The organism is Bradyrhizobium zhengyangense (assembly GCF_022012555.1).
Taxonomy (GTDB): Bacteria; Pseudomonadota; Alphaproteobacteria; order Rhizobiales; family Xanthobacteraceae; genus Bradyrhizobium; species Bradyrhizobium zhengyangense.
Window position 1 is genome coordinate 1 of record NZ_JAKLTZ010000005.1, and the last position, 20928, is coordinate 20928.

Sequence of the window (20928 nt, forward strand, 5' to 3'; positions counted from 1 at the left end):
ATCGAACCCGGAATCTCGAGATTCCGGGTTCGATGCTTTGCATCGCCCCGGAACGAGGTTGTTTACCCCCCTTTGCCTTGATTCCCATGGCCGCCGTCGATACGGTCCCGCGCGATTCAAAACCCCCGCGAGAGCCTGATCTGACGATGGACGCCTCATTGCCCGCCCATATGCGCCCGGACCGCTCGTTCCAGGGCCTGATCCTGGCCCTGCAGCGCTACTGGGCGGATTACGGCTGCGTGATCCTGCAGCCCTACGACATGGAAGTCGGCGCCGGCACCTTCCATCCTGGGACGACCTTGCGTGCGCTCGGACCGCGGCCGTGGAATGCCGCCTATGTGCAGCCCTCGCGTCGGCCCAAGGACGGCCGCTACGGCGAAAACCCGAACCGGCTCCAGCACTATTACCAGTTCCAGGTCATCCTCAAGCCGTCGCCGCCGAACCTCCAGGAGCTGTACCTGAAGTCGCTCGCCGCGATCGGCATCGACTCCGCCGTCCACGACATCCGCTTCGTCGAGGACGATTGGGAGAGCCCGACGCTGGGCGCCTGGGGCCTTGGCTGGGAGTGCTGGTGCGACGGCATGGAAGTCAGCCAGTTCACCTATTTCCAGCAGGTCGCCGGCGTCGAATGCGCACCGGTTGCGGGTGAGCTCACCTACGGCCTCGAACGCCTCGCCTGTTATCTGCAGGGCGTCGATCGCATCATGGACCTGAACTTCAACGGCCGCGAAGGCGCAGAGAAGGTCAGCTACCGCGATGTGTTCTTCCAGGCCGAGCAGGAATATTCGCGGCACAATTTCGAATATGCCGATACGGCGATGCTGTTCGAGCAGTTCAAGATGGCCGAAGCGGCCTGCAAGAAATACCTCGAGGCTGGCTGGCAGAAAAACTCGGAATCCGGCAAGCGCGAGGCCCATCTGATGGCGCTCCCCGCCTATGACCAGTGCATCAAGGCGAGCCATGTCTTCAACCTGCTCGATGCGCGCGGCGTGATTTCGGTGACGGAGCGACAGAGCTACATCTTCCGGGTTCGCGAGTTGGCGAAAGCCTGCGGCGAAGCCTGGGTGCACACCGAAGCCGGTGGAGCGGCCTGATGCCAGATCTCTTGCTTGAACTGTTTTCCGAAGAAATTCCCGCGCGCATGCAGGCCAAGGCGGCCGATGATCTGCGCCGCCTGGTCACCGACAAGCTCGTCGCCGAGGGCCTGGTCTACGAAGGCGCGAAAGCCTTCGCGACGCCGCGCCGTCTTGCGCTCACCGTGCATGGCATCCCCGCGCGTCAGCCTGACCTGAAAACCGAACGCCGCGGGCCCAAAGTCGGCGCCCCCGATGCGGCCGTGCAGGGCTTTCTGAAGGCCACAGGCTTGAAGTCACTGGATGAGGCCAAGATCCAGCGCGACCCGAAGGGTGATTTCTACATCGGATTGATCGAGAAGCCCGGCCGCGACGCCATCGACGTGCTCGCGGAAATCCTGCCCGTGATGATCCGCACCTTCCCCTGGCCGAAATCGATGCGCTGGGGCGCGCGCTCGGCCAAGCCGGGCGCGCTGAGCTGGGTGCGTCCGCTGCACGCGATCACCGCGACCTTCGGCCTCGAGACCGAAGAGCCCGATGTCGTGAAGTTTTCCGTCGACGGCATCGAGGCCGGCCAGACCACCTACGGCCATCGCTTCCTCGCGCCGTCGGCTATTTCCGTCCGCCGCTTCGAGGACTACGAAGCCAAGCTCCTGGACGCGAAGGTCGTGCTCGACGCTGAGCGGCGTAAGGACGCGATCCTCACCGATGCCAAGCAGCTTGCCTTCGCGCAAGGGTTCGAGCTCGTCGAGGACCAAAACCTGCTCGACGAGGTCTCGGGCCTCGTCGAATGGCCGGTCGTGCTGATGGGCTCGTTCGAGCAGGAGTTCTTGAAGACTCCCGACGAGGTGATCCGCGCCACCATCCGTAACAACCAGAAATGCTTCGTGGTCAGGGATCCCAAGACCGGGAGGCTGACCAACAAGTTCGTCCTCACGGCGAATATCGAGGCCACCGACGGCGGCAAGGTCATCGTGTCAGGCAACGAGCGCGTGATCCGCGCGCGGCTGTCGGATGCGAAGTTCTTTTACGAGACCGACCTGAAGACCAAGCTCGAGGATCGTCTGCCGAAGTTCGAGCAGATCGTGTTCCACGAGAAGCTCGGCACGCAGGCCGCACGCATCAAGCGGATCGAGCGTCTCGCCGCCGAGATCGCGCCGCTGGTCGGCGCCGATGTCGTCAAGGCGACGCGTGCCGCGCATCTCGCCAAGGCGGATCTGCTGACCGAAGTCGTCGGCGAATTCCCTGAGGTGCAGGGCCTGATGGGCAAGTACTACGCGCTGGCCCAGGGTGAGGACGCCTCGGTCGCGGCTGCCTGCGAGGAGCACTACAAGCCGCAGGGGCCTGCCGACCGCGTGCCGACCGATCCGGTCAGCGTTGCGGTGGCGCTCGCGGACAAGATAGATACGCTCGTTGGGTTCTGGGCGATCGACGAGAAGCCGACGGGCAGCAAGGATCCGTATGCACTGCGTCGTGCGGCGCTGGGTGTGATTAGAATCGCGTTAGAGAACGAGATCGACTTGCATCCAAGAGGTCTCCTCGACTCGCATATCCACACCGTTCGGCCCGACGTCTCTGATACTGAGAAGGGAAACATCGGCGATTCCTTCCAGGACTTCCTGGAAGATCGATTGACGGTTCAACTGAGAGAACAAGGCGCTCGGCATGATCTCGTCGCCGCTGTGCTTGAGCTTGGCGGAAACGAGGCTGGGCTGCTTTCAATCGTCCGCCGCGTCGATGCACTCGGCAAGTTCCTGGAGTCCGACGACGGCAAGAATCTGCTCGCTGGCACCAAGCGTGCCAGCAACATCCTCTCGATCGAGGAGAAGAAGGACAAGCGCACGTTCGACGGTGCGCCGGATGCCGCGCTCTACGGCCTCGATGAGGAAAAGGCGCTGGCCAAGGCGATCGGCGAGGTGAGGGCGGAAGCAAGTGCCGCCGTCGCCAAGGAAGACTTCGCCGCCGCGATGAGCGCGATGGCAAAGTTGCGTCCGCCGGTCGATGCGTTCTTCGACAAGGTGCGCGTCAACGACGACGATGCCAAGGTGCGCGAGAATCGTTTGAAACTGCTGAACGAGATCCGCAGCGCCACGCGCGGAGTGGCGGATTTCTCGAAGATCCAGGATTGAGGCGCGGTCGGGCGATAGGAACTACTGTCATTCCGGGGCGCGCCACTTGGCGCGAGCCCGGAATCCATTTCTCCTCGTCATGCGCTGCATGATGGATTCCGGGTTCGCGCTCCGCGCGCCCCGGAATGACGAGAGAAAAAATGCCCCACCCGGCGGGGGGAAGACCGGGCGGGGCCTGATGTCCGATTACACTGCTCGCGCCAGCCTGATTGATGTGACGCGACGGACATCTAGTTGATTTCTGGAAGCGCTAGTTCATCACCTCGACGATGCGCCGCGAGCGCGGCTCGACCAGCACCGTCTCGCCGTTCACGACCGTGTAGCGATACGTCGTCGCACCGAAACGTTGCGGCACGTCATAATAAGTGATGCCGGTTTCAGGTAAGGTGGCACCGACCACGACGCGATCGGGAATGCTGAATGCCGGCACACGTTGCTCGACGACATAGTCCCGGAAAGCCGGCCGCTGCTCGACCGCAATCGTTGGGCCGCTGTCAACGACAACGGGCGCGCGTCCCACTGTGATCCCGGTTTGCGCCTGCGCCGCGATCGGCGCGCTGAGCGCGATGCCAAGCGCTGCGAGGGCGAGAATCCTGTTCCGCATGGGCAACTCCTTCGAATCGATTTCAGCCCGCGCCAGTGGCGCGACCGGTTGCCAATGCTGCGCCGCGCGTGATGTTCCGGAAAAAGCCTTGCCGCATACGCGGCAATTTCGGGCAGTTTTCGCGAAGCCTGGAACCGGGATCAGTCCTTGTGCGTCTCTACGGGCGAAACCCGGTCCGCTATGATCCCGCCGCGATTCGCCTCATCCCACGGAAAGATAGTTCATGCACCTCACCGTCGCCCACATCTCGCCGCTCCTGTCGCTGCTTGCGGGCGTTCTCATCCTGATCATGCCGCGCCTGCTCAACTTCATCGTGGCGATCTTTCTCATCCTCAATGGTGCGATCGGGCTCGGTTTGTTGAAGTGGCTCCATCTCTAGGCTTCACTTTTCGGAACTGTTCGACTTGCGCAGGCCTGCCCAAAGTGGTGTAAGGCGCGCGATTTCCCATTCCTCTCGAAGGTTGTGTGCAAGCTATGGCCAAAGCCGCCTCGAAGCCTAAGAAACTCCCAGCGAAATCAAAGCCTTCCGCCAAGGCGAAAGCCGCGCCGGCCGCCCGCAAGGCGCTCCCCAAGAGCAGCTCTGTGAAGAGCGCCCCAAAGCCGGTCGCCAAGGTTGCCGCGAAGGCTGCGGCCAAGCCGGCCGCTAAGGCTGCGACCAAGGCGGCTGCACCGAAGGTCGCTGCCAAGGCTGCTCCAGCCAAGAGCGCGCCGGCAAAGATCCCGGCCAACAAGTGGGTCTTCACCTTCGGCGACGGCAAGGCCGAGGGCCGGACGGAGATGCGCGACCTGCTCGGCGGCAAGGGCGCCAATCTCGCCGAGATGGCCAATCTCGGCCTGCCGGTGCCTCCGGGCTTCACCATCCCGACCTCGGTCTGCACCTATTTCTACGCCCACGACAAATCCTATCCGAAGGAGCTGCAGTCGCAGGTTGAGAAGGCGCTCGACTATATCGGTAAGTTGACCGGCAAGGTGTTTGGCGACACCAAGAACCCGCTGCTGGTGTCCGTACGTTCAGGCGCGCGCGCCTCGATGCCGGGCATGATGGACACCGTGCTCAATCTCGGCCTCAACGACCAGACGGTGGAAGCGCTGTCCGAGCTCTCCGGCGACCGCCGTTTCGCCTATGACAGCTACCGCCGCTTCATCACCATGTATTCCGACGTGGTGCTCGGCTTCGAGCATCATCACTTCGAGGAAATCCTCGACACCTTCAAGGACAGCCAGGGCTATACGCTCGACACCGACCTCACCGCCGAGGACTGGGTCGACCTGGTCGGCAAGTACAAGGACGCGGTCGCGCGCGAGACGGGCAAGGATTTCCCGCAGGATCCGCATGACCAGCTCTGGGGCGCGGTCGGCGCGGTGTTTTCGTCCTGGATGAATGCGCGCGCGGTGACCTACCGCAAGCTGCACGACATTCCGGAATCCTGGGGCACCGCGGTCAACGTGCAGGCCATGGTGTTCGGCAATATGGGCGAGACCTCGGCAACCGGCGTTGCCTTCACCCGCAACCCCTCGACCGGCGAGAGCAAGCTCTACGGCGAGTTCCTGATCAACGCGCAGGGCGAGGACGTGGTGGCGGGCATCCGCACGCCGCAGGACATCACCGAGGAAGCGCGCAAGGAGTCCGGCTCCGACAAGGCATCGATGGAAGCGGCGATGCCTGAGGCCTTCAAGGAGCTGACGCGGATCTACACGCTGCTCGAGAAGCACTACCGTGACATGCAGGACATGGAGTTCACGGTCGAGCAGGGCAAGCTGTGGATGCTGCAGACCCGCGGCGGCAAGCGCACCGCGAAGGCCGCGCTGCGCATCGCGGTCGAACTCGCCAATGAGGGCCTGATCACCAAGAAGGAAGCGGTGATGCGGATCGATCCCGCTTCGCTCGACCAGCTCCTGCATCCGACCATCGATCCCAACGCCAAGCGCGACGTGATCGCGACCGGCCTGCCGGCATCCCCGGGTGCTGCCTCCGGCGAGATCGTGTTCTCGTCGGACGAAGCGGCCAAGCTCCAGGGCGACGGACGCAAGGTGATTCTGGTCCGCATCGAGACCAGCCCCGAAGACATCCACGGCATGCACGCCGCCGAAGGCATCCTGACCACCCGCGGCGGCATGACCTCGCACGCGGCGGTCGTCGCGCGCGGCATGGGCAAGCCCTGCGTCTCCGGCTGCGGCACCATCCGCGTTGATTACGGCCGCGGCACCATGAGCATCGGCTCGCGCACCTTCAAGGCCGGCGACGTCATCACCATCGACGGTTCGCTCGGCCAGGTGCTGGCCGGCCGCATGCCGATGATCGAGCCGGAACTGTCTGGCGAGTTCGGCACGCTGATGAATTGGGCCGACCAGGTCCGCAAGATCGGTGTTCGCGTCAACGGCGACACGCCTGACGATGCCCGCACCGCGATCAAGTTCGGCGCGGAAGGCATCGGCCTCTGCCGCACCGAGCACATGTTCTTCGAGGAGACCCGCATCCGCACCGTGCGCGAGATGATCCTCTCCGAGGACGAGCAGTCGCGCCGTGCCGCGCTGGCAAAACTCTTGCCGATGCAGCGCGCCGATTTCGTCGAGCTGTTCGAGATCATGAAGGGCCTGCCCGTCACGATCCGCTTGCTCGATCCGCCGCTGCACGAGTTCCTGCCGCACACCCATGCCGAGGTCGAGGAAGTGGCGCGCGCCATGAACACCGATCCGCGGCGCCTGGCTGACCGCGCGCGCGAGTTGTCGGAGTTCAATCCGATGCTCGGCTTCCGCGGCTGCCGTATCGCGATCGCCTATCCCGAGATCGCCGAGATGCAGGCACGCGCCATCTTCGAGGCCGCGGTCGAGGCCGAGAAGCGCACCGGCAAGGCCGTCGGCCTCGAGGTGATGGTGCCGCTGATCGCGACCAAGGCCGAGCTCGACCTGGTCAAGGGCCGCATCGACGCCACCGCGAAGTCGGTGATGCGCGAGACCAACACCAAGATCGCCTATCAGGTCGGCACCATGATCGAGCTGCCGCGCGCCTGCCTGCTCGCGGAAGAGATCGCCGAGAGCGCCGAGTTCTTCTCGTTCGGCACCAACGACCTGACGCAGACGACCTACGGCATCAGCCGCGACGACGCCGCGAGCTTCCTCGGTCCCTACGTGACCAAGGGCATCCTCTCGATCGATCCCTTCATCTCGCTCGACCAGCAAGGCGTCGGCGAACTGGTCAAGATCGGCGTAGCGCGCGGCCGCAAGGCGCGCCCGAAGCTCAAGATGGGCATTTGCGGCGAGCACGGTGGCGATCCGGCCTCCGTTGCCTTCTGCCACAATGTCGGCCTCGACTACGTATCGTGCTCGCCCTACCGCGTGCCGATCGCGCGCCTCGCCGCCGCGCAGGCCGCGCTCGGCAAGGCGGTTGCGAGCCAGGCGTAAGGACGAGTTGAGTGGTTGAATGCGAAGAGGCGGGGCTTCGGCTCCGCCTCTTTCATTTGAGCCCATGCTCTCTCCACGTCATTGCGAGCGCAGCGAAGCAATCCAGAATCCCTCCGCGGAAAGACGCTGGATTGCTTCGCTGCGCTCGCAATGACGAGTGTGTTGCGGCAGCGCGAGTTCATCACGCGTCCCGTAATGATACGTGCGCGCAAGAATCATCAGAAAGAGTTCCTTCACCATTCGCATTGACCGATTGTTTACCGCTTCTCGCGACGCGACGTTTACCAATGCGCAGCATCGCCCCGTGGAAACACCTGACATTGCTTGAGTGTGCCTTGCGCGCAACGCGGATTAACGCCCCGGCAACCTAAATTAGATACTCACGATAAAGATCGAATTGCACGGATGTACTGAGTTCGATCAGAACGGGCGTAAGCGTAGCGTGAGCGTATCGATGTCAGTGTTGCGTAACCATCCGAAGGGTGCGCGGTTCGCATCCTTCGGACTCGGTCTCTGCATCTTCGCATTGATGCCGAGAGAGATCGGATATCAGGACATAGGCTCGCTGCTGGCGCGTCAGCCCGGCGTTGCCGAGCGCTGGCAGAAGCAGGTGTTCTCTGCGGCCTCGTCCATTCAGCTTGCCACTTACAGCTTCTCGCGCCCCATCGGCACATCCGCGCCGCAGAGCGCGATGGTGCGTCTCGCCAGTCTCGATGGCCGCGATGTCACCGGTTCCATTTCGCGCAACCCGGTGCTGCAAGCGCCTGCGCGCTACCAGGCCTCCGACTTTCCCAGGGTTGACCGTGCGCTGAAGGGCGATCGGCTCGCCACCGTGACGCCCGCGCCTGTGCCTGAGCCGGCAGCTCCAGCCGCGACGCCCGCGCAGGAAAATGCCGCGACCTCGAACAGCTCCGTGTTCGGCGCGAAAACTGCCGTGCTGCCCGCCGTACAGCCGCAAGCGATGTCGCCGGAGTCCGCGGCGGCGCTCGATCCCGAGTTGCAGGAGGCGATGCGTGCGCCGCCGTTGGCTCAATATACAAATGCGCCGAGGGCAGACGACAACGCCCTGTCGTTTGCAGCACAGCCACTCAACACGCTGAAGCAGGCGACGGTCGAAGCTCCGCCGCGCGATCCCTTCAGCATCAAGACCTCGAACCTGTTCTTCGGCAGCTCTTCACTGGGCGGTAACCTCGAGAGCATCGAGAGCTGGCAGCCCGGCGCCGAGCCGCTGATCGTGATGCCCGACCCTGATATGAAGCTGGCCTCGCTGTCGCCGGCGAACGAGGACGCCGCGAGCGCCACCGAGAGCGGCGAGAGCGTCGCGCCGAAGGGTGAGGTCAACGCCGACAACCAGCGCGCAAAATCTCCGGCCGAGCGGCTGGCCCTCGACGAGAAATCACGCGCGAAGTCGGAAAAGTGTCTTGCAGAAGCCGTCTATTTCGAATCCCGCGGGGAGGCCGTGCGCGGCCAGATCGCGGTCGCGCAAGTTGTGATGAACCGCGTATTTTCAGGCAAGTATCCTGATACGGTGTGCGGCGTGGTCTATCAGAACAAGTACCGCCACTTCGCCTGCCAGTTCACCTTTGCCTGCGACAACAATCCCGACGTGATCCGCGAGCCCGAGATGTGGGAGCGCGCCAAGAAGATTTCGAAGGCCATGCTCGACGGCCAGATCTGGCTGCCTGAAGTGGGCAAGTCGACGCATTACCACGCCTATTGGGTGCGTCCGTCCTGGGTCGCCGAGATGAAGAAGATGTACAAGACAGGCGTGCACACTTTCTACCGGCCGCGCAATTGGGGCGACGGCAGCGAGGAGCCGAGCTGGGGCACGCCGGCGCAGACCGCCGCGCTCTCGGCCGAGCTCGTCCAGGAGGCGAAGAGCTCAGCCGAGATGGGCGTGACGGAGCGGCGCTAAAAGCGCGTCTCACATCTCGATATCCAACGCGCAGTCGAGATTCGGCGCCGAATGCGTCAGCGCGCCCGAGGAGGCGTAATCGACGCCGGTGGTCGCGATCGCCGCAATCGAGTCCGGCGTGACGCCGCCGGAGGCTTCCAGCTTCACGCGGCCTTCCGTCATCCTGACAGCCTCGCGCAGCGTCGCGACGTCCATGTTGTCGAGCAGCACGGCCTCGGCCAGCCCAGTGTCGAGCACCTCGCGGAGCTGCGCCAGCGTATCCACCTCGATCTCGATCTTGACGAGATGGCCGGCATGGGCCCGAGCGCGCTCCAGCACGGGACGGATGCCGCCGGCGACTGCGATGTGGTTGTCCTTGATCAGGATGGCATCGTCGAGGCCGAAACGGTGGTTGAAGCCGCCGCCGCAACGCACCGCGTATTTCTCCAGCGCCCGCAATCCGGGCGTGGTCTTTCGCGTGCAGCAGATGCGCATTTTCGTGCCTTCGGTACGCGCGACATAGTCGGCCGTGAGTGTCGCGACACCGGAGAGACGGCCGACGAAGTTCAGTGCAGTCCGTTCCGCGGTGAGGATCGCACGGGCCGGACCGGAGATCGTCAACACCTGTTGCCCGCGGGCGATGCGCGCGGCGTCGCGGACATGCGCGTGGACCTCGATGTCGGTCGATAGCTTTTGCAGCGTCGCCAGCGCCAGCGGCAGGCCGGCGATGACACCGGACTGGCGTGCGATCAGGACGGCTTGCGCCTTGGTCGCTTCGGGGATCGTTGCGAGCGAGGTGATGTCGCCGGCGCGGCCGAGATCCTCGTCGAGTGCGCGATGCACGGCATCATCGATGGCGAGTGGAGAGAGGAAGGCGTCGGGATAGAGCAGGGAGGTGGGGGTGATCATGACAAACTCCGTCAGGCGATCATGGATTGAGCGATGCGTGGAAGTGAATGCGCGCTGAGCCCGTCCGCGATCTCGCGTGCTTGAGCGAGCGTCGTCATCGTTCTCTGCGCCAGCGCAGGCGCCTCCTCGGGATGGTCAGAGCGGAAATGCGCGCCACGGCTCTCGCGCCGGCTCCAGGCCGCGGAAGCAACGAGCAAGGCCGCCGTTGCCATGTGGCGGACCGCGGTGCTTGTTGCTGAGCGTTCCAGTGCACCAAAACTGCGTACGGCTTCTGCGAGCCCGTAGTGCTCGCGGATCACGCCGACATTTGTGCTCATCATCGCGCGCAGCCGCTTCGCGGCGCTTGCATCCGGCGCGCTGCCGCGTGGCGTCACCAGTGTTTCGGGGAGCCCGGCAGGTGAGGGGATCGCCTGGCCGGCGATGTCGTCGGCGATGCGCGCGGCGTAGACCACCGCCTCCAGCAGCGAATTTGACGCAAGCCGGTTGGCGCCATGCATGCCCGTTGACGAGACTTCGCCGCTGGCCCAGAGCCCGTCGATCGAGCTGCGGCCGCGCGCGTCGACCGCGATGCCGCCCATGTGATAGTGCACCGCCGGCGCGATCGGGATGACTTGAATCGCTGGATCGATGCCGCCGGCAATGCAGCTTGCATGCACTGTCGGGAATCTTTCAGCGAAATGGGCGCCCAGTGCCTGCCGCGCATCGAGGAAGGCGCCGCGGCCCGCCGCGATCTCGGCGAACACGCCGCGGGCCACGATGTCGCGCGGCCCGAGTTCGGCGAGGGGATGTTGCGCCGCCATGAAGCGCTCACCCTCGCTGTTGATCAAGGTCGCGCCTTCGCCGCGCAGCGCCTCGGTCGCAAGCGGCGCCGGATCACGCCCGACCATGATGGCGGTCGGGTGGAATTGCACGAATTCCGGATCGGCGATCACAGCGCCGGCGCGAGCGGCGATCGCGAGGCCAGATCCCTGGGCCTCAGCCGGATTGGTGGTGACGGCATAGAGATGGCCGATGCCGCCGGTCGCGAGCACGACTGCGCGCGAGGCGATCATCACGGGCCTTGCCGCAAAATTGCCGGCCTCGCGCAATTGAAGGCCGGTGACGGCGCCATCGTCGGTGAGCAGCGCTTCGGCGACAAAACCTTCGATCAGGCGGATCGACGGCGTGCGGCGTACAGCCTCGCTCAGTGCCGCGATGATGGCTGCGCCCGCGCCATCGCCGCGGACGTGCACGATCCGCCGCGCCGAATGCGCGGCTTCCCGCCCCACTGCAAGCCGGCCTTCGAGATCGCGGTCGAACGGCACGCCATAGGCGAGCAGATCGTGAATCCGCGGGCCGGCCTCGCGCGCGATACCGAGCGCGATCGCTTCATCGACGATGCCGCCGCCGACCGCAATCGTATCCGCGGCATGTGCCTCGGGACTGTCGCCATCGGCGACGGCAGCCGCGATGCCGCCTTGCGCCCACGCGGATGAGGCGCCCTGTCCGAGCGGCGCCGCCGAGATCAGCGTCACCGGCCGCGGCGCGAGTTTCAGTGCGCAGAACAATCCGGCGAGGCCGCCGCCGACGATCACGACATCGTCGGTGGAGCGGGTGAGGTTGTGGATGTTTGTCATGGCTCTTTCCTTTCACTCAACTGTCGTCCCAGCGAAAGCTGGGACCCATACGCCGCGGCGGAAGTTGTCTGGCGAAGCTCTGCAACGTCGTTCTTCGCAACCACATCTTCCTGTGGTTTTGGGTCCCGGATCTGCGCTTCGCCTGTCCGGGACGACACCGAATGTGTTGTCAGTTCTTCAAATTGATCATCCGCTCGACCGAACGCCGCGCGCGTCCTGCAAGCGCGGGATCGATCGTCACTTCCTCGCCAAGCGTCAGCAGGCTCTCCAGGATGTTGGCCAGCGTGATGCGCTTCATGTGCGGGCAGAGATTGCAGGGGCGCAGCATCTCGACATCAGGCAGCTCGGCGCGGACATTGTCGGCCATCGAGCATTCCGTGATCATCACGAGGCGCTTCGGCCGCCGTTCGCGCACCCAATTGATCATGTGCGCGGTCGAGCCGGTGAAGTCGGCTTCCGCCAGCACATCAGGCGGACATTCGGGATGCGCGATGATCTGCACGGAGGGGTCGGCATCGCGGAAGGCGCGCAGCTCCTCGCCGGTGAAGCGCTCATGCACCTCGCACGCGCCCTTCCAGGCGATGATCTTCACGTCGGTCTTCGAGGCCACGTAAGTTGCGAGATAGCGGTCGGGCAGGAAGATCACGCGCGGTGCGTTCAGGCTCTCGACCACCTGCACCGCGTTTGACGAGGTGCAGCAGATGTCGACCTCCGCCTTCACTTCCGCCGACGTATTGACATAGGCAACGACAGGCACGCCGGGAAACTTCTCGCGGAGCAGCCGGACGTCTGCGCCGGTGATGCTGGCGGCGAGCGAGCAGCCGGCGCGTGTATCAGGGATTAGCACCGTCTTGTCCGGATTAAGCAGCTTCGACGTCTCCGCCATGAAGTGCACGCCGCACTGGACGATGATGTCGGCCTTCACCTTGGTGGCCTCGACGGCGAGCTGGAGCGAGTCGCCGCCGATGTCGGCAACGCCGCGAAAGATCTCCGGCGCCTGGTAATTGTGCGCGAGGATCACCGCGTTGCGCTCGCGCTTGAGCTGGTTGATCGCGTGAATCGTCGGCGCCATCAGCGGCCACTCGATCGCCGGGATCACATGTTTGACGCGCTCGTAGATCGGCGCGGTCGCGCGTTCCACCTCGCCGGTCCATTCCAGCAAAGGGCGCGGCAGCGTCCCTGATCGTGCCGGCGCGACCGGAGTGGGGGTGGCTTGGCCCTTCGGCCGGTCGGCGAAATCATCAGGGCCGTAAATTTCAGCAATCGGCATCGAAGCCTCCCGTGCAGGTCAATTATGCTCTATTTGAGTATATACGGACCCTGAGAAATCCGGCCGAAGCGGCCGGTGGGATTTCGCCAGAGCTTACATATACTCAATCTGAGTAAATCTGAAATAGCACGCCCTTCGGCGATCCGCTAGGCCGAGTCGCACACATTTCCGTCAACTCGTGCTCCGTGCGCCGACCCAGGCAGCGATCAAACGCAATGCTCCCGCAAAAGCCCTTCATGGAACGCAATCATTTTTGACTTTCGATTTTCATGCATCTGCATTAAACGGCTGACTCGCGGCCGCCGATTTGCGAACCGCCAACGCCGAATGAGGAACACCATGTCGATCCCAGCGGGCGAGCTCGCTCCCTCTCGTTCCTCCAATTGGCGCACCCCGGCGGTCATCATCCTCTGCGGCTGCGCGATCGGCATGCTCGGCTTCGGTCCGCGCTCGGCGCTGGGCTTCTTCGTGCAGCCGATGAGCCATGAGTTCGCCTGGGGGCGCGACGTGTTCGGCCTCGCCATCGCTTTCCAGAATCTGTTGTGGGGGTTGGGCCAGCCGTTCGCCGGCGCGGTCGCCGATCGCTTCGGCCTGTTCCGTGTGATGTGCGTCGGCGCGCTGCTCTATGCCGGCGGGCTTCTCTTGATGCGCTATTCGTCGACGCCGCTGTCGCTCAACATCGGTGCGGGCGTGATGGTCGGTTTCGGCCTCGCCGGTTGCTCGTTCAATCTGGTGCTGTCGGCGTTCACGAAACTATTGCCAGCCGAGAAGCGCGGGCTTGCGCTCGGCGCCGGCACTGCGGCGGGCTCGCTCGGCCAGTTCCTGTTCGCGCCGATCGGCGTCGCCCTGATCGACAATTTCGGCTGGCAGCAGGCGCTCACCGTGTTCGGCTTCCTGATGCTCCTGATCATCCCCCTTGCGCTGGCGATCTCGACGCCGCCGGTCGCAACCACGGCCAACGCGGCGCCCGCGGATGAGCAGACCATCACCAGGGCGCTTGCCGAGGCTTTTGGTCATCGCTCCTACGTGCTGTTGGTGCTCGGCTTCTTCACCTGCGGCTTCCAGCTCGCTTTCATCACCGTGCATCTGCCGGCGTTCCTGGTCGATCGCGGCATCTCGACGCAAACCGGCGGCTGGGTGATCGCGGCTATCGGCCTGTTCAACATCATGGGCTCGCTCAGCGTCGGCTATCTCCAGAATAGCTTGCCGAAGCGCTACATCCTCTCGGCGATCTATTTCACCCGTGCGCTCGCGACGCTCGCCTTCATCTCGTTTCCGATCACGCCGTTCTCCGCGATCGCGTTCGGTGCAATCTCCGGCCTCACCTGGCTGTCGACGGTGCCGCCGACCTCGGCGCTGGTGGCGCTGATGTTCGGCACGCGCTGGCTGGCGACGCTCTATGGCTTCGCCTTCGTCAGCCATCAGGTCGGCGGTTTCCTCGGCGTCTGGTTAGGTGGCATCGTCTTCGAGAAGTTCGGTTCCTATACGCCGATCTGGTGGCTCTCGATCCTATTCGGTGTGCTCTCGGCGCTGATCAATCTCCCGATCGTGGAGAAGCCGGTTCAGCGAGTGGTTGCGCAGCCTGCCTGATCGGCTAAACATCCCGGTCAAACAAGTCAGGGAGTTTGCTGTGGCCACGTTCAAGGCGATCCGGATCGACAAGGCGGACAAAGGCACTACCGTCGCGCTCACGCAGTTCGACGAAGCCGAGCTGATGGACGGCGACGTCACCGTCCGCGTTGAATGGTCGACGCTGAACTACAAGGATGGCCTCGCGCTGACAGGCAAAGCGCCGGTGGTGCGCCGCTTCCCAATGATCGCCGGCATCGATTTCGCAGGCACGGTCGAAGCCTCCTCCCATCCGCAGTGGAAGGCCGGCGACAAGGTCGTCTGCACCGGCTGGGGCATGGGCGAGACCCATCTCGGCGCCTATGCCGAGAAGGCGCGGGTCAAGGGCGACTGGCTGGTCGCCCTGCCGCAGGGCCTGTCGGCGCGCGATGCCATGGCGATCGGCACCGCCGGCTTCACCGCGATGCTCTCGGTGCTGGCGCTGGAGAAGCACGGCCTGTCGCCGAAGAGTGGCCCTGTGGTCGTGACCGGCGCGGCAGGCGGTGTCGGCTCGGTCGCCATCGCCGTGCTGTCCCGGCTCGGCTACCACGTCATCGCCTCGACCGGCCGCGCCTCCGAGGCCGATTACCTGAAGAACCTGGGTGCCGCCGAGGTGATCGACCGCAGTGAATTGTCCGCACCGGCAAAGCCGCTGGCCAAGGAGCGCTGGGCGGGCGGCGTCGATAGCGTCGGCTCGACCACGCTGGCGAATCTGCTGTCGATGACCAGGTACGGTGGCGCCATCGCCGCCTGCGGTCTCGCGGCTGGCATGGACCTGCCGTCTTCTGTCGCACCCTTCATTTTGCGCGGGGTGTGCCTTCTCGGCATCGATTCCGTGATGTGTCCGATCGAACCGCGAAAAGCCGCCTGGCAGCGCCTCGCCTCCGATCTGGACAGGGCGAAACTATCTGAAATCACTACGGAAATTTCGCTCGATCAGGCTCCGGAATGGGGTGCGAAAATCCTGGCCGGCCAGGTCCGCGGCCGCATCGTGGTAAAAATTCTCTAACGACGTTCAGACTTTACCAACCAAGCTGCTTCAATGTCGCCATGGTTAGTATGGTAAGCAGCGGGTAAAGAGATAAAGGCATCGCCCGCTGCGGGGTCGGTTCGGAGTAGAGCATGCTTGCGCGTATTGTGTTGGGGGCTGTCACGGCAGTCGTGACGTTTGCACCGGCCATCGCCTTGGCTGGGAGTATGAACGCCGACGAGGCACGCCGCTTCGTCGCCGGCAAGGTCTTCGCCTTCACCTGTTTCGACGGTACCCGCGGCGCAGGCCGGATCCTTGACGATCTCGGTGCTGCCGGCGCGGTGCAGTTCTCGGGCTCGGGCCCGGTGCGCCATCTCCGCCTGCCGGGCAACACTCTCCAGATCCGCGGCCAGAACGTTTGCGCCTCGATTAAGGGCATTCCGTTCGAGCCTTGTTTCAACCTTGAGAAGACCGACGACCGCAGCTTCCGCGGCTCGGTCTCAGGCATGGGCTTTGCCTATTGCGACTTCCACCACCAGGGCGGCAACCAGATGCTGATGGCGCGTGCCGTCGCACGGCCGCGCTCGCTGCATGCACCGGAGCAGACCGGTTCGGTCAATACGTCGAGCACCGAGGTTGCCGCGCGGGTCGAGACGCCGAGGGTCGAGAGCAGCCGGATCGAGCCGGTGAGGTCGGACGCGAGGTCCGAGCCAAAGTCGGAATCGAAGAACGAAGGTCCGCTGGAACTGCGCCGCTCGACCGAGTGATGTCAGGCGCAAGCCTGCGCGCTCAATTTACCCGCTTTTGACGAATGCATCGCACGCGAAGCCGTGGCGCCGTAGTCATACGGCCCGCGGTTTTTATGCCTTGGTAGCGACTGTCGCCCCAGCCTGCGCAACGGCCGGGAGGCGGCCCTACGCAAGAGTTCGATAATGTCGCTGTATTTCTTTCGCATCAGCACCGGCCGATATTCCGGCGCCGCTGATCAGCCGTACGAGTTCGAGGATCGTGCTGCGGCCTGGACCGAGATGACCGAGGTCTGCGCCAATCTGCTCGGCAGCATCGCCCGCAATCTGAAGCCGAATGCGAAATGGAGCATGGAGCTGCTCGACGAGAACAAGCAGCCGGTGTTTCGCATCAGCTTGGCCGGCGAAGCCGTCGGATGCAAAATGACCCCGCGTTGACTTGAGGCTGCAATTTACAACTATGACGAGATCAAATTCCTTCGATTTCAATTATGTAGCGCAAAAAATCAGTACTTCTGCGGATCTCGCCGTTAACCGCAGATGGAGCTCTGGCCGATAGCCTTCCGGGTAAGGGCGATCAACGTCCAAGCGGCCGGCAATGACATGGCTGCTCGCGTTTCTGAGGAAGCGGGAATGTTGAGCCACATCAGATTGCGCATAGGAATTGCGCTGCCGGCGATCATCGCGGCGCTGGTGCTACTGGGTGTGGGATCGGCTAGTTTGATTGCCTTCCACGCCATCGGCAAGCGGCAGGATGCCGATGCGTTCCTGAAGGTCAATCGCGCCGCCCAACTGCTGCTCCAGAGCGCAGGACAATGGGCGATCGAACGCGGACTGACCAACGGCGCGCTGAAATCCGCCGATCCACTTGCTTACGAACGCGCTGCCGAGATCGACAAGGCCCAAGGATCGGCGGACGCGGCGTTCCAAGCAGCTATCGTCGAGATCCGGTCCATTCCTGAAATGGCGCTGGCGCAGTCGCAAATTGCGGAAGCCCAGGCCAGATTCGAGTCGCTGCGCGGCCTCCGAGCGAACGCCGCCACCAATCTCTCACGGCCACGCTCCGAACGGGCTCCTGAGGTGGTCGACGGCTTCGCCGCCGCGATCACCGACGTGATCGAGATCGCGAGCAACCGGTTGCGGTTAACGCTCGAGACTTTGACCAGTCCTCCCGCCGCAAAACTCGCCCAGCTCATTGGCGTGCGGCACCTGACGGCCCAAATGGCCGAGAACGCGGGGAGAGAGCGTGCGCTGCTCGCCGGTGCTGTCGGCGCTCGCGCCAAGCTTGGCGCTGGCGAACTCCAGCGTCTCGCCGGGCTGCGGTCCAAGGTCGAGCTCGCATGGGAGGCGGTGGTGCCGCTGCGGCTCCGCCCGGATTTGCCGACGGGGATCGGCGAGTCCATGGCCGAAGTGGAGAGGACCTATTTCGGCAGCTACGGAGAGACTCGTGCGCGTGTGCTTTCGGCCGGGGACTCCGGGGCTTATACGATCAGCGGGGCCGACTACTTCGCTCGCGCGACAGCAGGTATCAATGCCGTACTGAAGCTTGCAGGGTCCATCGGATCAGCTGCCGAGCAAGAAGCAAATCTGGAGGCGACGTCCAGTCTCCGGAATTTCATCATCACGCTTGCGTTTCTCGGCATCTCGCTGGTTCTGGCAGGGCTGAGCTTCTGGATTACCTTCTCGCGCATTCTCAAGCCGCTTTCCGCGATCACGGCCGCGATGAGAGGATTGGCTGATCGAGATTTCGAGGTCGAAGTGCCGTGCGCGGGCCAGCCTGTTGAAATAGGAGAGATGGCGCGAGCAGTGGAGGTGTTCAAGCAGAACGGCCTTGCGGTCGACCGGATGAGGGCAGAGCAGGCCGACGCGGCTCGGGTTGCCGCCGAGCAGCGCAAGGCCGAGATGCACAAGCTTGCCGACGGGTTCGAAGCGGCGGTCGGCGAAATCATCGAGACGGTGTCTTCCGCCTCGACCGAGCTCGAAGCGTCGGCCTCCACGCTGACCTCGACGGCGGAGCGCGCACAAAAGCTCACCACCATGGTCGCTGCCGCCTCCGAGGAAGCATCCACCAACGTGCAGTCGGTGGCGTCGGCGACCGAGGAGCTGTCGTCGTCGATCACAGAGATCAGCCGGCAGGTGCAGGAATCCGCCCGCGTCGCCGGCGATGCGGTCGACCAGGCCCGCACCACGACCGATCGCGTCAGCGAGCTCTCCGCGGCCGCGACGCGGATCGGCGACGTGGTCGAGCTGATCAACACCATTGCCGGCCAGACCAACCTGCTGGCACTCAATGCCACCATCGAGGCCGCGCGCGCCGGTGAGGCCGGCCGCGGCTTTGCTGTGGTGGCCTCCGAGGTCAAGGCCCTCGCCGAGCAGACCGCGAAGGCGACCGGCGAGATCGGCCAACAGATCGCCAGCATTCAGACCGCGACGGAATTCTCGGTCGGTGCCATCAAGGACATCAGCGACACCATCGAGAAACTGTCCGAAATTTCCTCGACAATCGCAGCCGCCGTCGAGGAGCAGGGCGCCGCGACGCAGGAGATTTCCCGCAACGTACAGCAGGCGGCTGAAGGCACCCATCAGGTTTCGGCCAACATCACCGACGTACAGCGCGGCGCGAGCGAGACCGGCTCCGCCTCCGCGCAGGTGCTCTCGGCGGCGCAGTCGCTGTCCGGCGACAGCAACCGTCTCAAGCTCGAGGTCGGCAAGTTCTTGGGTACCGTTCGCGCCGCCTGATCCAGGCCTGCCCCGTTCACGGCGCGCCGGCCGCGGCGCACCGGTGTGGCGCGATGGAACGTTCGCGACGCCGCAACAAATGGTTGTGGAAGAAATAACGGCCACAATGTCACTATCCGTAGTTCCACGTAGGTCTCTGTTAACGGCTGGTTGCAACTATGTGCGCAATCTTGCCGGATAAGAACCAGCCAGCATTGTTGGAATGACCCGCCCTGCCGTCCGTCTGACGGTCATGGCGCGGGTGACGTGTGCGTTTAGGTCTCATCGGGATTTGTCGTGATGTCGAAATTGTCGATCGTCTTCAAGCTTCTGACCGTGTTGTCGGTCCTCGTGCTCTCGCTCGCCGGCGTCGGCGTCGTGGCAATCGGCACGATGCAGAACATCAATTCCCACACAGTCGAGATCGCGGAGAGCTGGCTGCCGAGCGTGCGTGCGCTGGGCTCGATGCGGGCTGACATTAACGAGCTGCGCGTCGCGCTTCGCCTGCACCTGATGCAGGACACAATCGAGGGCAAGGAGGCCGCCGAGAAGCGGCTGGCCTCGCTGCAGGCGCGCATCGAGACCACCCGCAAGGTCTACGAGCCGCTGATTACCTCGGCCGAAGAGCGCTCGCTCTACCAGCAATGGACCAAGGCGTGGGCCGATTACCTGACGGGCGTGCAGGATGTGATGGCGCTGTCGCGCAAGAGCCCCGGAAAGTTCCCGACTGACGCCAACGAGATGTTGCAGACCAAGGTCGCGAAGATGGCCCAGGCGGCCGATCCGCTGCTTCAGAAGGGCATTGAGCTGAACAATCACGGCGCCGAGCTGGAGACGAAGCAGGCGGCCGACAGCTACGCCATGATCTTCCGCGTGCTGGTGGGCATCATCATTGCTTCGGTCGCGATCGCGATCGGCGCGGCTTACTATCTCGTGCGCGACGTGTCGCGCGGCATTGCCTCGATCATCAAGCCGATGCAGTCGCTCGGGGAAGGCGATCTGTCGGCAGAGGTGCCGCACCGTGGCGAGAAGACCGAGATCGGATCGATGGCGGATGCGCTGCAGATCTTCAAGGAAGCGCTGATCGCCAAGCGGGCCGCCGACGAGGCGGCGAGGCTCGACGCCGAGGCCAAGATCGAGCGTGGTCGCCGCGTCGACGCCATCACCCGCAAGTTCGAGGCCATGATCGGCGAAGTCGTTGGCACCGTGTCGTCGGCCTCGACCGAGCTCGAGGCTTCCGCGTCGACGCTGACCAATACTGCCCAGCGCGGACAGGAACTGGCGACTGTCGTCGCCGCGGCTTCCGAGGAAGCATCCACCAACGTGCAGGCGGTGGCTTCCGCTTCCGAGGAGCTCTCGTCTTCCATCACCGAGATCAGCCGCCGTGTGCAGGACTCGGCACGGATGGCGGCGGAAGCCGTCGAGCAGGCGTCGCGGACCAACGAGCGCGTCAACGAGCTGTCGCAGGCGGCCGCCCGCATCGGCGACGTCGTCGAGCTGATCAACACAATCGCGGGCCAGACCAATCTGCTGGCCTTGAACGCCACCATCGAGGCGGCGCGCGCGGGCGAGGCCGGCCGCGGCTTTGCCGTCGTCGCCTCCGAGGTGAAGGCGCTGGCCGAACAGACCGCGAAGGCAACCGGCGAGATCGGGGCGCAGGTCTCGGGCATTCAGGCCGCAACGCAGGAATCCGTCAACGCCATCCAGGAGATCGGCGGCACCATCGAGCGGCTGTCGGAAGTGTCGGCGGCGATCGCCGCCGCGGTCGAGGAGCAGGGCGCGGCGACGCAGGAGATTTCGCGCAACGTCCAGCAGGCCTCGGTTGGCACCCAGGAGGTGTCGTCGAACATTACCGACGTGCAGCGCGGTGCGATCGAGACCGGCGAGGCGTCAGTCGAAGTCCTGTCGGCGGCGAAGTCGCTCGCGTCCGACAGCACACGCCTCAAGGTCGAGGTCGCGCAGTTCCTGGAGTCGGTCCGCGCGGCCTGA

The 20928-nt window shown here is 64.3% G+C and carries 16 protein-coding genes; 11 read left to right on the top strand and 5 right to left on the bottom strand.

From position 1 onward, the window contains the following. Window positions 1-146 precede the first annotated feature (146 nt). Both L6639_RS20110 and glyS read left to right on the top strand, forming a co-directional pair. The gene (locus tag L6639_RS20110; RefSeq protein WP_237863372.1) at window positions 147-1094 is read left to right on the top strand and encodes a glycine--tRNA ligase subunit alpha; all 948 of its coding nucleotides are present in this window, start codon (window positions 147-149) and stop codon (window positions 1092-1094) included. Continuing rightward, window positions 1094-3202: a glycine--tRNA ligase subunit beta gene (gene glyS / locus L6639_RS20115; RefSeq protein ID WP_237863373.1), complete on the top strand. Its 2109-nt coding sequence runs from the start codon at window positions 1094-1096 to the stop codon at window positions 3200-3202. Before L6639_RS20110 ends, glyS begins: the two co-directional genes overlap by 1 nt. 250 nt (window positions 3203-3452) lie before the next feature. Here the strand turns inward: glyS and L6639_RS20120 are convergent, their stop codons facing one another. Next, entirely contained in the window at window positions 3453-3806 is a 354-nt protein-coding gene (locus L6639_RS20120) for a DUF1236 domain-containing protein (RefSeq protein ID WP_237863374.1), read from the bottom strand. A 223-nt stretch (window positions 3807-4029) separates the two neighbouring features. Between L6639_RS20120 and L6639_RS20125 the strand changes: the two genes are divergently transcribed. Beyond that, window positions 4030-4185 carry a DUF3096 domain-containing protein gene (locus tag L6639_RS20125; RefSeq protein ID WP_128953280.1) on the top strand — a complete coding sequence of 52 codons (156 nt, stop codon included), beginning with the start codon at window positions 4030-4032 and terminating at the stop codon, window positions 4183-4185. A gap of 95 nt (window positions 4186-4280) precedes the next feature. Further along, window positions 4281-7208 (top strand): pyruvate, phosphate dikinase, encoded by a 2928-nt coding sequence (gene ppdK / locus L6639_RS20130; RefSeq protein ID WP_237863375.1) that lies wholly within the window; start codon window positions 4281-4283, stop codon window positions 7206-7208. A gap of 78 nt (window positions 7209-7286) precedes the next feature. Here ppdK and L6639_RS20135 read toward each other — a convergent pair whose 3' ends face one another. Then, window positions 7287-7448: a hypothetical protein gene (locus L6639_RS20135; protein WP_237863376.1), complete on the bottom strand. Its 162-nt coding sequence runs from the start codon at window positions 7446-7448 to the stop codon at window positions 7287-7289. Window positions 7449-7662: 214 nt separating this feature from the next. Between L6639_RS20135 and L6639_RS20140 the strand changes: the two genes are divergently transcribed. After that, entirely contained in the window at window positions 7663-9123 is a 1461-nt protein-coding gene (locus L6639_RS20140; protein WP_237863377.1) for a cell wall hydrolase, read from the top strand. 9 nt (window positions 9124-9132) lie between these two features. On the opposite strand, the gene nadC is transcribed toward L6639_RS20140, so the two are convergent. The 3 genes from nadC to nadA all read right to left on the bottom strand — a co-directional run bounded on the left by nadC (window position 9133) and on the right by nadA (window position 12897). Further along, entirely contained in the window at window positions 9133-10011 is an 879-nt protein-coding gene (gene nadC / locus L6639_RS20145) for a carboxylating nicotinate-nucleotide diphosphorylase (RefSeq protein WP_237863378.1), read from the bottom strand. Window positions 10012-10022: 11 nt separating this feature from the next. Continuing rightward, window positions 10023-11627, bottom strand: a complete 1605-nt coding sequence (locus tag L6639_RS20150) for an L-aspartate oxidase (protein ID WP_237863379.1) — start codon at window positions 11625-11627, stop codon at window positions 10023-10025. 169 nt (window positions 11628-11796) lie between these two features. Continuing rightward, window positions 11797-12897 carry a quinolinate synthase NadA gene (gene nadA / locus L6639_RS20155; protein WP_237863380.1) on the bottom strand — a complete coding sequence of 367 codons (1101 nt, stop codon included), beginning with the start codon at window positions 12895-12897 and terminating at the stop codon, window positions 11797-11799. Between the two features lie 339 nt (window positions 12898-13236). Here nadA and L6639_RS20160 point away from each other — a divergent pair, with 339 nt between their 5' ends. The 6 genes from L6639_RS20160 (at window position 13237) to L6639_RS20185 (ending at window position 20928) form a co-directional block, all read left to right on the top strand. Next, a complete protein-coding gene (locus tag L6639_RS20160) occupies window positions 13237-14487 on the top strand; it encodes an MFS transporter (protein ID WP_237863381.1) in 1251 nt (416 codons plus the stop codon). A 40-nt stretch (window positions 14488-14527) separates the two neighbouring features. Further along, the gene (acuI, locus tag L6639_RS20165) at window positions 14528-15514 is read left to right on the top strand and encodes an acrylyl-CoA reductase (NADPH) (RefSeq protein ID WP_237863382.1); all 987 of its coding nucleotides are present in this window, start codon (window positions 14528-14530) and stop codon (window positions 15512-15514) included. A 113-nt stretch (window positions 15515-15627) separates the two neighbouring features. After that, window positions 15628-16242 (top strand): hypothetical protein, encoded by a 615-nt coding sequence (locus tag L6639_RS20170; RefSeq protein ID WP_237863383.1) that lies wholly within the window; start codon window positions 15628-15630, stop codon window positions 16240-16242. Window positions 16243-16407: 165 nt separating this feature from the next. Next, entirely contained in the window at window positions 16408-16659 is a 252-nt protein-coding gene (locus tag L6639_RS20175) for a DUF6894 family protein (protein WP_237863384.1), read from the top strand. A 195-nt stretch (window positions 16660-16854) separates the two neighbouring features. Then, a complete protein-coding gene (locus tag L6639_RS20180; protein WP_237863385.1) occupies window positions 16855-18960 on the top strand; it encodes a methyl-accepting chemotaxis protein in 2106 nt (701 codons plus the stop codon). A 279-nt stretch (window positions 18961-19239) separates the two neighbouring features. Beyond that, window positions 19240-20928, top strand: coding sequence for a methyl-accepting chemotaxis protein (locus L6639_RS20185; RefSeq protein WP_237863386.1), 1689 nt, complete (start codon window positions 19240-19242; stop codon window positions 20926-20928).